The sequence below is a fragment of the Methylogaea oryzae genome (genome assembly GCF_019669985.1).
GTDB lineage: Bacteria > Pseudomonadota > Gammaproteobacteria > Methylococcales > Methylococcaceae > Methylogaea > Methylogaea oryzae.
This window is the reverse complement of the sequence record NZ_AP019782.1, coordinates 3,366,842-3,381,316: the sequence shown is the minus strand read 5'-3', so window position 1 is coordinate 3,381,316 and position 14,475 is coordinate 3,366,842. Positions and strand designations below refer to the sequence as shown.

Genomic DNA, 14,475 nt, shown 5'->3' with positions numbered 1-14,475 from the left:
CCATGAGAAAGGCGCCGCCGGTTCATGTCAAAGACCTGTGTATCGGTTACGGAGATCGCGTCGTCCAGCGCGACCTGACGTTTAAGGTCGAAAGCGGCGAGATTTTTCTCATCATGGGCGGCAGCGGGTGCGGTAAAAGCACCCTGTTGAGGCACATGATCGGTCTCATGGAGCCGCTGGCCGGCGATGTTTATTACGGCGACGAAAGTTATTGGCGCGCCGGTGAGCCGCGGCGCAACGCGTTGAAGCGCACTTTCGGCGTGCTGTATCAACAGGGCGCGTTATGGAGCGCCATGACGGTGGGGGAGAATGTGGCGTTGCCGTTGGAGCAATACACGCCCCTCAGCAAGGCCGATATCCAAGACGTGGTCGCCTACAAGTTGGCGTTGGTGGGGCTGTCGGGTTATGAAGACCATTACCCAGCGCAACTGAGCGGAGGGATGAAAAAACGGGCGGCATTGGCACGGGCTATGGCGCTCGACCCCGACATACTGTTTTTCGACGAACCCTCGGCGGGATTGGATCCGGTCAACGCGCGCTTGTTGGACGAATTGATATTGCGTTTGCGCGATAGCCTGGGTGCCAGCTTTATCGTGGTTACCCACGAGTTGGAGTCCATATTCGCCATTGGCGATAACGGCATATTCCTCGACGGGGAGACGCAGACGGCCATCGCCATGGGGGCGCCGAAAACCTTGAAAGAGCAATGCACCGATCCGAAAGTTCGCGCCTTTTTGATGCGGCGATTGCCGGCCGACGAGCGTAGCGTCCGCTAGCTGGGCTCGACGCCCGCTTGGGGACCATGGAAGCGCTGCATGATGTCGCTGATGGTGCCGTTTTCCATTAAACGCATGAGGGCGGCGACGGCCTTGGGGTCGAAGTGGGTGCCGGCTTGGCTTTGAATATGTTCGAGCACCTGTTCCAGCGGCCATGGGGTTTTGTAGGGCCGTTTCGAAGTGAGCGCGTCGAACACGTCCGCTAACTTTGCGATGCGGGCCGCCAGCGGAATGGCCTCGCCAACCAAGCCTTCCGGGTATCCGCTGCCGTCGAAATTCTCGTGGTGCGAGATCGCGATGACCCGGGCTACTTCGAAAAACGGATCGTCGCCGAGAATTTTCACGCCGTGCAGCGCGTGTTCACGCATGACGGACCACTCGGAGTCGTCCAGCTTGGCGGGTTTTTTAAGGATGGCGTCGGGTATGTAAAGCTTACCTATATCGTGCAGGATGCTCATGATGCCCATGTGCTCCGCCTCTTCGGGGGCGACCCCCAGTTCCAGCGCCAGGGCTTCAGTGTAGTGTTGCACCCTTTGCACGTGGAAGCCGGTATCTTCGTCCTTGCCTTCGCAGGCCACCGACAGCATCGTTATGGCGTTGAGGTAGGCCTTTTTTAAGGACTCGTTGGCGTGAGCCAGCTTGCGCGTCAGTTCCAAGCTCTCCAGCGCGCGGACCACGGTGAGGCGCAGGTCTTCCGGTTCCCACGGTTTGGCGATGTACTTGTAGATCTGCGCGTCGTTGACGCAACGTACCAGGGATTCCATGTCCGCGTACCCGGTGAGCAGGATGCGGATGGCTTCGGGCTGGTTGGCGAGGGCGTGCTGGAGCACGACGTCGCCGCCCAGGTCAGGCATACGTTGATCGGATATGATGAGGTCGACCGGCGTGCTGTTGATTAGCTCCAGCGCTTCTGTGCCGGAGTTGGCGACCAGGGTTTTATAGCCGCGCCGAAACGTCCGTTGCATGCTGTCGAGGATGTCCCGTTCGTCGTCTACAAAAAGCAGCGTATACATGATGGGTGCTCTTACGCCCTTTGGGTTAGGGGTAGGGTAATGGTGAAACAGGTGCCTTGGCCGACGGCGCTGTCCACGGCTATGGCGCCGTGGTGTTTTTCGATGATGCCATAGGTGATGGATAGCCCTAAACCCGTGCCTTCGCCGATTTTTTTCGTAGTGAAGAAAGGGTCGAAAATTTTGTTCAGGTTTTCCTGCGAAATGCCCGAGCCGCTGTCGCGGACTTTCACAACCGCGTTTTCGCCCTCGAGCGCCGTGTCCAGCGTAATCGTTCCCGCGCCTTCGATGGCCTGAATGGCATTGCCCAGCAGGTTCATGAATACTTGATTGATCTGCCCGGCATAACAGCTGACCGGCCGGTTCAAGCTGTAATGGCGGACGATTTCGATGCGGTTCTTGGTTTGGTGGTGCAGTAGGGCCAGGGTGCTGTCCAGGCCGTCCTCCAACAAAACATCTTTCAGTTCCGCCTCGTCCAGGCGGGAGAAATTGCGTAGTGAACCGACGATTTCCTTAACCCGGTTCGCGGCGTTTTTGCCGCTGGCTACCAAGTTGCCGGCGTCTTTTCGGACGAAATCGAAGTCGATTTCGTCCAGTTTGTCTTGCAGCGCGCGTTTATGCTCCTCGGATAGCGGCAGTTGCTGGATGTGCTCCACCAGGGCGATCAGGTCGCGCACATATTCGTCCAAGATGGGTAAATTGGCGTAAATGGAGCCGATCGGGTTGTTCAGCTCGTGGGCGACACCGGCGACCAGCTGGCCGAGGGAGGCCATCTTTTCCTGTTGCACCAGTTGGGTTTGCGCCGACTTCAGCTGCTCAATGGTGGATTGCAATTCGTCATTGGTGGCTTGTAGTTTCTCCGTGCGGTCGGCGACTTTCTGCTCCAGCGTGCGATTGAGTTGCGCCAGCGCTTGTAGGCTGGCCTGCAGCTTGGCGGTCATGGCGTTGAACGCCTCGCTCAAGACCCCCAGTTCATCGTCGCTGTCCACCTTTACCCGTTGCGATAAGTCGGAGGAGGCGGTGATGTGGGCCACCGCGCTGGTCAGGGAGGTGATTGGGCGCACCAGGCGCCGGGTTAGCCACAGTATCAACAGCGTAATGGGAACGGCGATGGCTAGCCCTAACAGCAGCATTTGCACAGCGGCTTCCCGTATGGGTTCCAGGGCCTGCTGCTTTTCCGTGAGGGCCAGCAATGTCCAGTTAAGGCCGGCCACCGCTCGCTTGCCGGCGCTGTCGGCGGCGCCGGCAAGGAACGTCTGTCCGCCCAGGCTGATTTCTTCCTGGGCGCCGAACAGTGTGGGAATGGTCGCGCCGTCCAGCGGCGGCAACTCGCGGGCTACGAATAGCGCCTGGCTCGTTTGCGGGGAGAGCAACAGCAGCAGCGTTGAGCGGTTTTCCAGCTCTTGCTCGATGGCGCTCCAGGGGTAGGCGATGACCAGCGTTCCCAGGCGCAACGCTGGGTTGAAGCTGGCGTGGATGACGCGGCCGAAAGCCACGCCGGAGCCTTTGGTCAACGGGTTATCGTGCTTGTCGACGAAAAACGCCTCCGGGCTGTCCACCTGCCATGCCGGAGGCATATCCGCCGCCTCGGGCTCTTCTTCCTGACGGCTGGAGGCCACCAGTTTTCCCTTGTCGTCGAAAGCGTAGATATGGCCCGGCAGGCCATACTGCTTTTTCAGCTCCGCCAACGTGCGGCGGATGCGTCCGTCGATATCGCCGGTGATGATGTCGTTCATCACTTCCAGCGAGGCCCAGGCTTGTACGTCGATGAGTTGGCGAGCGAACTCCGCCTGCAACTTTTCCAGGCGGTCGTTGGCGGTTTGGCCCAGGTTGGCCTGGATGGCGCTGGCTAAATGGTTGCGTATGCTGCCGAACACGGTGCCGGCGACGCTGAGGAAGGTGAGCAGGAAGATGCCGGCCAGCACCAAAAGAAATCGTCGCCCCAGCGAATGCCGCACCGGCGGCAATCCGGCGGCTTCGTTTGTCACGGCAGTTTACCCAGCACTTTGACGCCGTCGCCTACGGGGGTGTCCGCGCTGACATAGCCGACGGCGCCCGGCACCTTCTGCACGAAAGCCAGCACCGCTTGGTCGGACTCCTGCACCAGGGGCGGGTTTTTGCCCTTGAAGTGCATCTGCTGCCAATGGTTGGCCAGGGCGTTGGCCGTTTGCTGCAGGACCGCCGTGGTGAACAGGCTGCGCACGGGACTGCTGGCTTCGCGGTTGACCGGGACGACCATGGCGCCGTCAGGCCATAGGCTTTGCCGCAACAGATAAATGCGCGTCAGGTCTTCGGTCGACAGGTTGGACACCGCCAGGGACGGATGGGCGACGATGAGCACATGGGTGTCGTCGGCCGCGGCCGATCCGCCCAGCAGGGCAGCCAACCCGATTGAGGCGCTGAGCAGCGCGCGTCTAAAAAAGGACTGCCATGGACGCATAAAGGCCTCGGCTCAAGTCCAGCTGGGCGCCGCTGGTTTCCAAATATTCCACCTTCCACGACACCGCCGGCACGGGGCGGTAGACGACGCCCACCAGCCAGTTGTCGCTGGGTTTTTGCTGATAGCGCGACTGAAAGGCCTCGCCGCGCGCAACCAGGTTCCAATGTTCGTCCAAACCGTAAATGGCTTGCACGTAACCGCCCCATTCGTTGCGTTGGGGGTGCTGTTGATTCGGTTTAAGCACGGACGCGCGGGACGCGTCCGGCTGGCCTACCCAGTTATGGGTCCATTGGGTCTCGAGCGTCAGTGCCCCGAAGGATACGCGCCCATCCACGCTGGCCAGCCATTGCTGTTCGGTGGTGTCGCTGTCTTCCGCGTGCTGCATGGACAGCCCCAGGCGTTTCTGCAGATCGCTGGTGAAAGCGACGTTGATGCCGCCCACGTTTTGATATTGAACTTGGTTAACCCTGCGGGGCTCGCGCATAAAATCGTCGCCCGGTTGATAGTACACCTGCACGTCGGGGAGGTTGCCCTCGGGATCGTTGTACAGCAGCGACACGCCGGACGCGAATTCGGCGAAGTTGTAATAGGTGGTTAACGGACGGGTGGTGGTCCAAACCAGCGGAGCGGCGTGGATTTGGTTCCATTCGCCTACCGGGGAAAGCATTTTACCGGCGCGGAACGTCCATTCCGGCGATATCAGGAAGTCGTTGTAAGCGCGTTCCAGCACGACGCGGGGCGTACCCTTTTCAAAAAAGCCGCCGTTTTCCGTGAACAGGGGCGCTGAAGCCAGCTCGAATTCGACGAAAGGGTTGAGCCAGCGGTTGAAGCGTCCCGAAAGGAATACGCTGAGATCGTCCAGCGTGAGGGCCGACGTACCCTTGTTGGGAAACTCCGCTACCAAATTGGAATAGCCGGAAATATTAAGGGAGCCGACGTTATAGCCCTCGCCCAAGTGGTAGTCGCCGGCAAGGCTGGGCGAGGCGAACGCCACGGCTGCCGCGGCGATCGGCAGCGACCACGCGGCAAAGCGCAAGCTAGGCAGCCGCACGAAACACCTCTTCCGTGACTTTCCGGTGGTTTCCTATATGCATCGCTTGGGTGGCTGGGCGTATCATGTTCTTATAATTTACCGTATAACCTTTTGGATTGTCATGGGATTTAATCAAGCCATGTTGTTGCCATGAGCAAGCAAGTCAGTCCGGTTTTGATCGGAGCATTCGTATTGGGCGCGGTAGCCGTGCTGGTGCTCGGCGTTTTGGTGTTCGGCGGCCAGCAGTGGTTCGCTCCCCGCAATCGCGTCATTGTCTATTTCGACAGCTCGGTGAACGGCCTCAGCATCGGCGCGCCGGTAAAGCTCAAGGGCGTGACCATCGGCAAGGTGAGCGACGTGCTGGTGGAATACGACAAGGCCAACAACAAAGTGTTGACGCCGGTAGTGATGGAAGTGGACCTGGATAGGGTCACGGACGTGGGGCGCTCCGGCCGCCATCGCGAGGTGTCCGATGTGCAGTCCCTCATCCAGCGCGGTTTGCGCGCCCAGTTGCAGATGGGCAGCTTCGTCACCGGCCAGCTGTATGTCGATGTGAATTTCTACCCCAACACCACCGCCAGCCTGGTGGGTCACGCGGAAGACGGCTTGCCGGAAATTCCCGCCATCCGCTCCAGCCAGGAAGAAATCCAGCAGACCATCGAAGAGGCGGTGCGCGAGGTGCGCAAGCTGCCTATCGCCGATTTGTTCAACGCCCTGTTGTTGACAACCCAGCAGCTACAGCGCCTCACTTCCTCGTCGGAACTGACCACCACTTTGCAGTCCTTGAACGGCACGTTGCAGGATACCCAGCGGCTGGTGAATCACGTGGATGCCCGCTTGGGGCCGCTGTCGGACCATGCGCAGGAGACGATGGCCGATACCCGTGTCGTCGCCAAGCAACTGAGCGAGCGCTTGCCGGGCATCCTGCAGAGCCTGGAGCAAACCCTGGCTTCGGCGCAGCACAGCATGGCGTCCCTGGAGCACCTATCCGGCCGCAATGCGCCTCTGGAAAACAGCCTGACGGAATTGTCCGCCGCCGCCCGTTCCTTGCGCGGCCTGGCGGAATACCTGGAGCGCAATCCCAATGCGCTGCTGTACGGCAAGGATTTACGTTCGGGAGCCCGTTGATGCGACACGCAAGCTTGATGACTTTGGCCATCGCCGCCGTTCTCGCCGGCTGCGCCGGCCGCAATCCGCCCACGCATTACTATTTGCTGCAAGCGCTGGCGGCCAGGGATGCCGTTGTGGCGAGCGTGCCGGTGTTGGGGGTCGGGCCGGTGACTTTGCGGCGTTATTTGAATCGGGACGCCATCGTTACCGGCGCCGGCGGCGGCGAGTTGTTGTTGGCGGATTTCGAGCATTGGGCCGAGCCGTTGCAGGACAACGTCGCTCAGGTATTGGCGGACAACCTGGGCCGTCTGGCCGGCGCGAGCCAGGTATTGGCCTATCCTTGGCCCCACACGCGGCCGGTGGACGTGCAAGTGGAAGTGGACATCGGCCAGTTCCACGCCGAGGCGGACGGCACGGTGGTTTTGCAGGCGCGCTGGAGTTTGTACCGTGGCGATGTTCTGCTGCGCGCCGGGCGTTCCGACATTCGTTTGCCCGGCGCGTCCGGCGACTATCGCGTCATCGCGACTCGCCAAAGCGAGGCGCTGGCCGCCATGAGCCGGGAAATCGCCGCCGCTCTGCCCGCCGCGCGCTAAAGCCGGCGGGATCAGGTCGGCCCGTCGTCTTCCTCGCGCAGCTCCTTCGGCGGACGCGCTTCTCGGCGGATTTCCGCATACCAGGCGCTGCCCAGGTACAGCTCGTGGGCGTGGCGCAGCAGCACCATCACCACGGATGCCGCCGGCAAGGCCAATAGCACGCCGAGGAAGCCGAACAACTGGCCGCCGGCCAGGGCGGAGAAGATTACCGCCACCGGATGCAGGCCGATCTTGTTGCCCACCAGGCGCGGCGTCAGCACCGTGCCTTCCAGCACGTGGCCGATGCCGAATACGATCAGCACCGGCATCAAATGGCTTGCATCCTGGAACTGCACCAAGGCCGCCAGGCAGCCGGAGCCGATGCCGACGATGGCGCCCATGTAAGGGATGAAGCCCACCAGCCCCGCCATCATGCCCACCAACAGGGCCACGTCCAGCCCGACGATCCACAGCGCGATGCTGTAGTAGGAGCTCATCGCCAGCATCACCAGGAGCTGGCCGCGCAGGAAGGCGCCCAGCACCTCGTCCGCCTCCTCGGCCAAACTTTCCGCCGTTTCAGCGACGCGGCGCGGCAGCAACTCGTGCACGTGGCGCACCAACTGGTCCCAGTCGCGCAGCAAGTAAAACGACACCACCGGCACCAGCAGCAGATTCATCAGCCAGTGAATGACCGCCATACCCGATTGCGACAGGGATTGCAGTACCGCGGTTGCCACGCCGCCGGCTTGTTGCCAGTGCTGGCTGAGCATGGTGGTGAGTTGGTTGAGGTCCAGCATGCGGCGCTGGATGCCGAAGTGCTGGCGCAGCCAGGGCACCAGTTTTTGGTTGAACCAGCTGGCGTAGTTGGGCAAGTGGTCGATCAGCCCCTCGATCTGGCTTTCCAGCAAGGGCACCACCAGCAGCACCAGCAAGGCAATGGCGATGATCATGGCGCCGAACACGCCCACCACTGCGTTGGCTCGGCTATGGCCGCGCGCCTCCAGGCGATCGACCAAGGGATCTCCCAGATAGGCCAGCAGCGCCGCCAGGGCGAAAGGCATCAGAATGGGCGCCAGCAGATAGACCAGCCAGCCGGCGCCGGTGACGCCGGCCAGCACCAACCATTTTTGCGAATCCGTCATGGGGAGTTCCGGTAGAGATGATCCGCCAAAGCATAGGCTAAGGGTCGGCGACAAGGCAATCGGCTAAGCCCATCGCCGCGGATTCGGGGGGTGGTTTGTTTTTGGGAAACAATCAGTGAATCGTGCAGGGGATTGTGCTGGACCGGCGAGTCATTATATTGGGTGTCGACGGCGGATAGAGAAACCTGCCGCCGCGTTTTTTCCCGTCCAATCGAAGGAGAAAGCCATGTTGACCATCGTCGAAGTCGCGCTGTTGACGACCTTTGCCATGACGGCGGCATTTTCCGTGGGCTTTTGCATGGGCCACCACCGCAAGTTGTCGGACAACGAAAACGGCACGGAACCCTTGTCTCACTAAGCGGTTCCGGTAGCCGCCCATGAAACATCGCCAACGCACCCCCCAAAACAAGGATGACGCCCGCCCGCTTGCGGCCGCGACGCGTATCGGCCGCAAGCGTATCCGCTTTCCCTCCTCGCCGTTCCCTGTCGCGGCCGTTCGGCCCATACCCTAGCCGCCGGACCGGCCTTTGCCCGTTGTCCCACCGCTGCGGCCCGCTGGACAAGCCCGTCCCCTGACGCGAAAAGGCCATGGCGCCGCTCGACGCCATGGCCTTTTTCCGGAAGCTCGGCTTAGGGCGCGCGTAATGCCTTGAACTGCTCGATCATGGCTTCCGGCTTCTTGTCCGCGGCTTTTTTGGTCAGCACGTACACCATGGTTTCGCCGTGGGGGCCACCGCCGATTTCCGTATAGCGGAACGGGGTTTCGACACCGGTGCGGAAGGCCTTGAAGTTCTTGGCGTCGTCGAACACGTAAATGCGCTTGCCGTCGTTCACCTCGGCGTAGAAAGCTTCCTCGATGCCGTCCGCCTTGCCGTCGTACAGGCCCACGCCGCCGAGTTCCGCTTCTTTGCGCTCCTTGTCCATGGCACGCAGGCCGAACACGACGGTTTCCTTGTTGGGGCCGGCGCCGATGCGGGTCAGGCGGAAGGGCGTTTCTCCGCTGGACAAGAATTCCTTGAAGGTCGAAGCGTCGTCGAACACGTAAATACGCTTGTCCTGGTGGACTTCGTAATAGTCGTTGACGTTGTAGGCGGGCGCGGCTTCCTCCGCCTGGATGGGCAGGGATGCGATGACGCCGACCGACAGAGCCAGCGCGGCGAAGCTACGGCGAAAAGAATCCATGGGCGTTCCTCGTGACGGTGGTCGAAAACAACCGACGATGCTAACGGGCTAATTTGACGGTTTGATGACAGCGGGACGCGGGGCGGGCGCTAGAACAGCTCCACATCCCCGGAAACCGGTTTGGCCTTGATGGTCTCGATGTACTGGGTTTCCTGCTGAACGATGGTGTTGTTGTGGAGGGAGCGCAGCCGCTTGACTCGCACCAGGCCGGTGGCTGGGAAATAGACCACGATGCGGGGGAAGCTGTTGCCCACGTCTTCGGAGACGATTCTCAGGCCTTCGGTTTTGAGGTAGTCGCGCACGAAGGTGATGTTTTTCAGGCCTACGTCGGACATGTTTTCCAGTATGCGCCCGCCGCCGAAAATTTTGACTTCGAGCCGTTCGCGGGCGCCGCCGTTGGCCAGAATGACGTTGATCAGGTGCTCCATGGCGAAGTTGCCGTAACGCGTGGCGGCCGAGCCCCAGGCGTGGCCTTCCGCCATTTCCTGGCTGAAGGGCAGCATGAAGTGGTTCATGCCGCCGATGCCCAGCAAGGGATCGCGGATGCAGGCGGAAATGCACGAGCCCAGCGTGGTGTAGACGCCTTCCTGGCTGCGGGTGACGTAGAACTCGCCGGGCAGGATGCGCGCGGCATAGGCGGCGTATTTCGCGTTCCAGGAACGCTTGATGTGTTCGAAGCCGGGCAGCGTTTTGGGCGGCGGTGGCGGCGGCGTGGTTAACGACATGGTTGCCTGCATTGGAATGGATGCCCGCGATCAGAACAGTTTTGCGATTTCGACGATTTCCGCCTGGATGAAGCGGACTACCGGTTCCAGGGACGCCGGCGTGAGTCCGGTGACTTCCCAGGCGTAGGGATCGATGGGCGGCACGTCGTCCGGTTCGAGCGTGTCCAGCTCCGCCATCAGGGCGGCGACGTTGGCGATGTGCACCAGCGCGGTTTCCCGGGGATGGCTGTTGCAGGCCGCGAGATTGTGGTGGCAGGCGATGCATTCGATCAGTACGCTGGGCAAATGCCATAGCTTGGCCAGCTCGCCGCCCACGTCGGTGTGGTCCAGGCCGAGCACCTGCTTTTCCGCTTCATGGATGGGCATTTCGTCCTGGCTGTCCAGCACCAGCAGCAGCGTCTCCTTGGCTTGTTCCGGCAAGCGGTTGAAGATGATCAACTCGCCGATATCGTGCAGCAGGCCGGCGGTGAACAGCGTGTCCGGGTCGCAGCGGCGGGCTTCCTTGGCCAGTTGCCGGGCGGCCAGAGCGCAGAATTGGCTGTGGCGCCAGAAGTTCTCCATGGAGACCAGCTCGTTGAGCAGGCCGCCGAAGCTTTTGGCGACGGATATGGATAGCGCCAGGTTGCGTATTTGCGCAATGCCGATGATCGATATGGCTTTGGGGACGCTGTCCACCGAGGACGGGGCACTGTACAGCGCGCTGTTGGCGACTTGCAGCAGCCGGGCGGTAAAGGAGGCGTCTTGGCTGACCACCTTGGCGATGTCGGCGGTGGACGACTTGGGGTCGTTGACCAAACGATCGATCTTCAGGTAAATGTCCGGCAGGGTGATCAATCCGCCTACATCGGATACCAGCTCACTGGCTAGCTGCTTCATGGGAGACTCCTTGGCTTCCCTTGAAATATAGCTCTTGTGGGGGATGGCGTGTGGCGGGACTGCGCCGCCAGGGTGGGGCGGGCGGTTTTAGTCCAACGACTGCAGTGCCGCTTCCAGGGCTTCGCTGGCGTTGAGCCACTCCTCTTCGGCTTCGTCCCGCTGGGCCTCCAGCGTTTTTTGGCGTTGCACGGTTTGCAGCAGGCGTTCCTTGTTTTCCGCCTCGTAAATGGCGGGGTCGGCCAGGGCTTGCTGCAGCTGGGCGATTTCCGTGTTCAAGGTTTCCAGGCGCTTTTCCGCCCGGTTGACGGAGTTTTGCAGGGGACGGGTTTGCTCGCGGCGGGCCGCGTCCTGGCGGCGTTGATCCTTGCGGCTGGGCGCGGCCGCCGCCGGCGCGGAGTTTTCCGCGGGCGTCTCGGCATTGCGGCGGCGCGCCAGCCACTGGCGGTAGTCTTCCAGATCGCCGCCGTAGGGGCCGGCCGCGCCGTCGGCCACCAGCCAGAATTGGTCGCAGACGCTGCGCAGCAGGTGGCGGTCGTGGGACACCACCACCAGGGCGCCGGCGTAGTCTTGCAAAGCCACCGCCAGGGCGTCGCGGGTGTCCAGGTCCAAGTGGTTGGTGGGTTCGTCCAGCAGCAGCAGGTTGGGTTTCTGGTAGACCAGCAGCGCCAGGACCAGGCGGGCTTTTTCGCCGCCGGACATGCCGCCCACTTCCCGCAGGGCGTCGTCGCCGCAAAATCCGAAACTGCCGAGGAAGCCGCGCAAGTCACGCTCCTGGGCGCGCGGCGCCAGGCGTTGCAAATGCAGCAGCGGGCTGGCGTCGGCGGACAGCTGTTCCAATTGGTGTTGGGCGAAATAGCCGATTTTCAGGTCCTGGGCGGCGACGCGCTTGCCGGCGGCGGGTTCCAAGCTGCCGGCGAGCAGTTTCACCAGGGTGGATTTGCCGGCGCCGTTGGGGCCGAGCAGGCCCAGGCGTTCGCCCGGACCCAGCGTTAACTTGACCTTGTCCAGTATGCGCTTATCGCCGTAGCCGGCGCTGGCTTCGTCCAGGCTGAGCAACGGCGCGGGGATTTTGTCCGGTTGCGGAAACTCGAATTCGAAAGCGCTGTCCGCGTGGGCGGCGGCGATCAGCTCCATTTTTTCCAGCGCCTTGAGCCGGCTTTGCGCCTGGGTGGCTTTGCTGGCCTTGGCGCCGAAGCGGTCGACGAAGGCGCGCATATGCGCCACCTGCCGCTGTTGCTTTTCGTACAACGATTGCTGTTGCGCCAGGGTTTCCGCGCGGTATTTCTCGAACGCGGTGTAGTTGCCGGTATAGAGGGTGACGCGGCCGTTCTCCAGGCGCAGGATCTGGTTGGCCACATCGTCCAGGAAGTCGCGGTCGTGGGAAATCAGCAGCAAGGTACCGGAATAGGCCGCCAGCCAGTCCTGTAGCCAGATGACCGCGTCCAAATCCAAATGGTTGGTGGGCTCGTCCAGCAGCAGCAGGTCGGAGCGGCACATGAGCGCTTGGGCCAGGTTGAGCCGCATGCGCCAGCCGCCGGAGAATTGCTGGACCGAGGCTTCTTCCTGGCCCGGCAAAAAGCCCAGCCCGCGCAGCAGCCTGGCGGCCCGCGCCCTGGCGGCATAGCCGCCGATGGCGTCCAGGCGGGCGTGCAGTTCGGCTTGCTTGAGGCCGTCGTGGTCTTGTTCGGCTTGGGCGAGTTGGGCTTCCAGCTGGCGCAGCTCGGCGTCGCCGTCCATGACGTAGTCGATGGCGCTGCGTTCCAGTGCCGGGGTTTCCTGGGCGACATGGGCGATGGCCAGTTGGGCGGGCACGTCCACTTGGCCGGCGTCGGTGTGCAGCTCGCCGCGCACCAGGGCGAACAGGCTGGATTTGCCGGCGCCGTTGGCGCCGGTGATGCCTACTTTGGCGCCGCGGTGGATGGTGAAGCTGGCTTGTTCGAAGAGAACTCGGGGGCCGCGCCGCAGGGCGGCTTCGATGAAGCTGATCATGGCGCGTGCATTATAAAAATCGCAGCATCCTTGCTCGCCCTCTCCCAGTGGGACAAATTCGCCTGGAGCGAATTTGCACTAGCCCGCAGGGTACCGGACAGGATGGTCCGGTATGGTTGGGTTGGGGTGAGGGAAGCGCTCATGGCGCGGGCGCTTAGCATGTTTACGGAAGCGTTTGCGCCATGTGCGCTGGGGGTTATTCGGCGGCGGAGATGCGCTCGTCCGCTAAGCGCACGAACTCGTGCAAGTCGCCCTGGCTGACGGTGTCGCGGGGAACGACCAGCGCGGTGTTGAGGGAGAGGAAGATGAAGGCGTATTTGGCGGTGAGCTCCACTCGCAACAGCTCGCTCCAGGCTACGTTGGAGGCGTTGCCGTTGGGGCCCACTTCCACCAGATGGGAGGGCTCGATGCGCAGGGTGTAGCGGCCCATGACGCTGACTTTTTCCTCTTCCGTGTACAAGCGGTTCAACTGGCGCCGCGTGCTCCAGCGGAAGTAGCGGGGCGCCAACGCCGCCCAGGCGACGGCCAAGGCCATGAATATGATGGCCGTGGAGGATTCTTGGTAGTAGAACCACAGTACCAGCACCGCGATGGACAGCAGGCCGGGTATCGTCACCTGGTGGCGGCGCATGGCTTTCTGCATGGGTTTGGATTCTTGCAGCAAGTGCTCGTTGAAGGCGAACAGGTCCTGTTCGCGCACTTCGTATTGGATTTCAGTCATGGTGGGTTACCGTGTCACCGTCATTGTTGTTATGGTAATCTGCCGCAAGGCGTCGCTTGGCGGTGAGTTGCAGCGTCAAGCGGCATAGTATACGCAATTCCGGCCTTTCCGGCCGGGCATCGCACAGGGGGCGGCAGCATGAAAGGCGACGGCAAAGTGATCCAGCATCTCAACCGGTTGTTGGCAGGCGAGTTGGCCGCCATCGACCAGTATTTCATCCATTCCCGCATGTACCAGGAATGGGGCTTCAGCAAGCTCCACGCGCATGTGGAACACGAAATGCAGGAAGAACAGACTCACGCCAGTAGCCTGATTCAGCGCATTCTGTTCCTGGAAGGCACGCCGGACGTGGTGACCCGTGCGCCGGTCAACGTGGGCCGGGACGTGGAGCAAATGCTGCGCAACGATTTGGCGGTGGAATACCGGGTCATCGACGATTTGAAGGAAGTGATGGCTTATTGCGAGTCGGCGCGCGACTACGAAACCCGCGATATCCTGCAAGTGCTGCTGAAAGACACCGAGGAAGACCACACCCGCTGGCTGGAGATTCAGCTGGGCTTGATCGAGAAGATCGGTTTGCCCAACTATTTGCAATCGCAGATGTAAGTTCTCTCGCTTCTTATTGATAATGGTTTGCATTATATCGTAACATGGATGCGTGTCCCCCGAGGCAGGCATCCATGTACGTTTGTATCTGCAAGAAAGTTACCGATAGCCAGATTCGTCACGCGGTCCTAGACGGCAGGGTGTCCCATTTGCGGCACTTGCGGCAGGAGTGCGGCGCTTGCAGCGACTGCGGGCTTTGCTCCCGCGAGGCCGGCAAGATCATCCAGGAGGCGCTGAAAGAAACGGCGCTGCTCGACGCTTGCCTTCCGGCGGCTTAGGGATTCGGCCCGGGC

General features: G+C 61.7%; 16 protein-coding genes. 6 read left to right on the top strand and 10 right to left on the bottom strand.

Features of this window, described 5'->3' with window-relative positions; genetic code table 11:
• The first annotated feature begins 2 nt into the window (after positions 1-2).
• On the top strand, positions 3-776 hold the full coding sequence (locus tag K5607_RS14905; protein ID WP_054773151.1) for an ABC transporter ATP-binding protein: 774 nt from the start codon (positions 3-5) through the stop codon (positions 774-776).
• Here K5607_RS14905 and K5607_RS14900 read toward each other — a convergent pair.
• The 4 genes from K5607_RS14900 to K5607_RS14885 are packed head-to-tail and all read right to left on the bottom strand — an operon-like array spanning position 773 to position 5,277.
• A complete protein-coding gene (locus K5607_RS14900; protein WP_221047481.1) occupies positions 773-1,789 on the bottom strand; it encodes an HD-GYP domain-containing protein in 1,017 nt (338 codons plus the stop codon). The genes K5607_RS14905 and K5607_RS14900 overlap by 4 nt on opposite strands.
• An 11-nt stretch (positions 1,790-1,800) precedes the next feature.
• A complete protein-coding gene (locus tag K5607_RS14895) occupies positions 1,801-3,774 on the bottom strand; it encodes a sensor histidine kinase (protein ID WP_221047480.1) in 1,974 nt (657 codons plus the stop codon).
• Positions 3,771-4,172, bottom strand: coding sequence for a type 2 periplasmic-binding domain-containing protein (locus tag K5607_RS14890; protein ID WP_054773147.1), 402 nt, complete (start codon positions 4,170-4,172; stop codon positions 3,771-3,773). Before K5607_RS14890 ends, K5607_RS14895 begins: the two co-directional genes overlap by 4 nt.
• A 28-nt stretch (positions 4,173-4,200) precedes the next feature.
• A complete protein-coding gene (locus K5607_RS14885; protein WP_221047479.1) occupies positions 4,201-5,277 on the bottom strand; it encodes an OprO/OprP family phosphate-selective porin in 1,077 nt (358 codons plus the stop codon).
• Between the two features lie 132 nt (positions 5,278-5,409).
• Here K5607_RS14885 and K5607_RS14880 point away from each other — a divergent pair, with 132 nt between their 5' ends.
• Both K5607_RS14880 and K5607_RS14875 read left to right on the top strand, forming a co-directional pair.
• Positions 5,410-6,387: an MlaD family protein gene (locus tag K5607_RS14880; RefSeq protein WP_054773144.1), complete on the top strand. Its 978-nt coding sequence runs from the start codon at positions 5,410-5,412 to the stop codon at positions 6,385-6,387.
• Positions 6,387-6,962, top strand: a complete 576-nt coding sequence (locus K5607_RS14875; protein ID WP_082411423.1) for a PqiC family protein — start codon at positions 6,387-6,389, stop codon at positions 6,960-6,962. Before K5607_RS14880 ends, K5607_RS14875 begins: the two co-directional genes overlap by 1 nt.
• A gap of 11 nt (positions 6,963-6,973) precedes the next feature.
• Here the strand turns inward: K5607_RS14875 and K5607_RS14870 are convergent, their stop codons facing one another.
• Positions 6,974-8,083: an AI-2E family transporter gene (locus K5607_RS14870; protein WP_221047478.1), complete on the bottom strand. Its 1,110-nt coding sequence runs from the start codon at positions 8,081-8,083 to the stop codon at positions 6,974-6,976.
• A gap of 226 nt (positions 8,084-8,309) precedes the next feature.
• Between K5607_RS14870 and K5607_RS18195 the strand changes: the two genes are divergently transcribed.
• Entirely contained in the window at positions 8,310-8,441 is a 132-nt protein-coding gene (locus K5607_RS18195) for a hypothetical protein (protein ID WP_255210669.1), read from the top strand.
• Positions 8,442-8,713: 272 nt separating this feature from the next.
• Here the strand turns inward: K5607_RS18195 and K5607_RS14865 are convergent, their stop codons facing one another.
• From K5607_RS14865 to K5607_RS14845, 5 genes are all read right to left on the bottom strand, one after another.
• The gene (locus tag K5607_RS14865) at positions 8,714-9,265 is read right to left on the bottom strand and encodes a hypothetical protein (protein ID WP_221047477.1); all 552 of its coding nucleotides are present in this window, start codon (positions 9,263-9,265) and stop codon (positions 8,714-8,716) included.
• 89 nt (positions 9,266-9,354) lie between these two features.
• On the bottom strand, positions 9,355-9,990 hold the full coding sequence (gene cheD / locus K5607_RS14860; protein WP_221047476.1) for a chemoreceptor glutamine deamidase CheD: 636 nt from the start codon (positions 9,988-9,990) through the stop codon (positions 9,355-9,357).
• 30 nt (positions 9,991-10,020) lie between these two features.
• On the bottom strand, positions 10,021-10,866 hold the full coding sequence (locus K5607_RS14855) for an HDOD domain-containing protein (protein WP_054773141.1): 846 nt from the start codon (positions 10,864-10,866) through the stop codon (positions 10,021-10,023).
• Positions 10,867-10,953: 87 nt separating this feature from the next.
• Positions 10,954-12,855, bottom strand: coding sequence for an ATP-binding cassette domain-containing protein (locus tag K5607_RS14850; protein ID WP_221047475.1), 1,902 nt, complete (start codon positions 12,853-12,855; stop codon positions 10,954-10,956).
• A 196-nt stretch (positions 12,856-13,051) separates the two neighbouring features.
• A complete protein-coding gene (locus K5607_RS14845; RefSeq protein WP_221047474.1) occupies positions 13,052-13,576 on the bottom strand; it encodes a YcxB family protein in 525 nt (174 codons plus the stop codon).
• 138 nt (positions 13,577-13,714) lie between these two features.
• Between K5607_RS14845 and bfr the strand changes: the two genes are divergently transcribed.
• Both bfr and K5607_RS14835 read left to right on the top strand, forming a co-directional pair.
• On the top strand, positions 13,715-14,182 hold the full coding sequence (gene bfr / locus K5607_RS14840; protein ID WP_054773697.1) for a bacterioferritin: 468 nt from the start codon (positions 13,715-13,717) through the stop codon (positions 14,180-14,182).
• A gap of 74 nt (positions 14,183-14,256) precedes the next feature.
• A complete protein-coding gene (locus tag K5607_RS14835; protein WP_082411535.1) occupies positions 14,257-14,460 on the top strand; it encodes a (2Fe-2S)-binding protein in 204 nt (67 codons plus the stop codon).
• Positions 14,461-14,475: the final 15 nt, after the last annotated feature.

Bases quoted from the DNA above. Each gene is read 5' to 3' on its own strand.
- K5607_RS14835 (WP_082411535.1), top strand. From the start codon at position 14,257: ATGTACGTTTGTATCTGCAAGAAAGTTACCGATAGCCAGATTCGTCAC.
- cheD (WP_221047476.1), bottom strand. From the start codon at position 9,990: ATGTCGTTAACCACGCCGCCGCCACCGCCGCCCAAAACGCTGCCCGGC.
- K5607_RS14900 (WP_221047481.1), bottom strand. From the start codon at position 1,789: ATGTATACGCTGCTTTTTGTAGACGACGAACGGGACATCCTCGACAGC.
- K5607_RS18195 (WP_255210669.1), top strand. From the start codon at position 8,310: ATGTTGACCATCGTCGAAGTCGCGCTGTTGACGACCTTTGCCATGACG.
- K5607_RS14905 (WP_054773151.1), top strand. From the start codon at position 3: ATGAGAAAGGCGCCGCCGGTTCATGTCAAAGACCTGTGTATCGGTTAC.
- K5607_RS14875 (WP_082411423.1), top strand. From the start codon at position 6,387: ATGCGACACGCAAGCTTGATGACTTTGGCCATCGCCGCCGTTCTCGCC.
- K5607_RS14850 (WP_221047475.1), bottom strand. From the start codon at position 12,855: ATGATCAGCTTCATCGAAGCCGCCCTGCGGCGCGGCCCCCGAGTTCTC.
- K5607_RS14865 (WP_221047477.1), bottom strand. From the start codon at position 9,265: ATGGATTCTTTTCGCCGTAGCTTCGCCGCGCTGGCTCTGTCGGTCGGC.
- K5607_RS14855 (WP_054773141.1), bottom strand. From the start codon at position 10,866: ATGAAGCAGCTAGCCAGTGAGCTGGTATCCGATGTAGGCGGATTGATC.
- bfr (WP_054773697.1), top strand. From the start codon at position 13,715: ATGAAAGGCGACGGCAAAGTGATCCAGCATCTCAACCGGTTGTTGGCA.
- K5607_RS14845 (WP_221047474.1), bottom strand. From the start codon at position 13,576: ATGACTGAAATCCAATACGAAGTGCGCGAACAGGACCTGTTCGCCTTC.
- K5607_RS14880 (WP_054773144.1), top strand. From the start codon at position 5,410: ATGAGCAAGCAAGTCAGTCCGGTTTTGATCGGAGCATTCGTATTGGGC.
- K5607_RS14870 (WP_221047478.1), bottom strand. From the start codon at position 8,083: ATGACGGATTCGCAAAAATGGTTGGTGCTGGCCGGCGTCACCGGCGCC.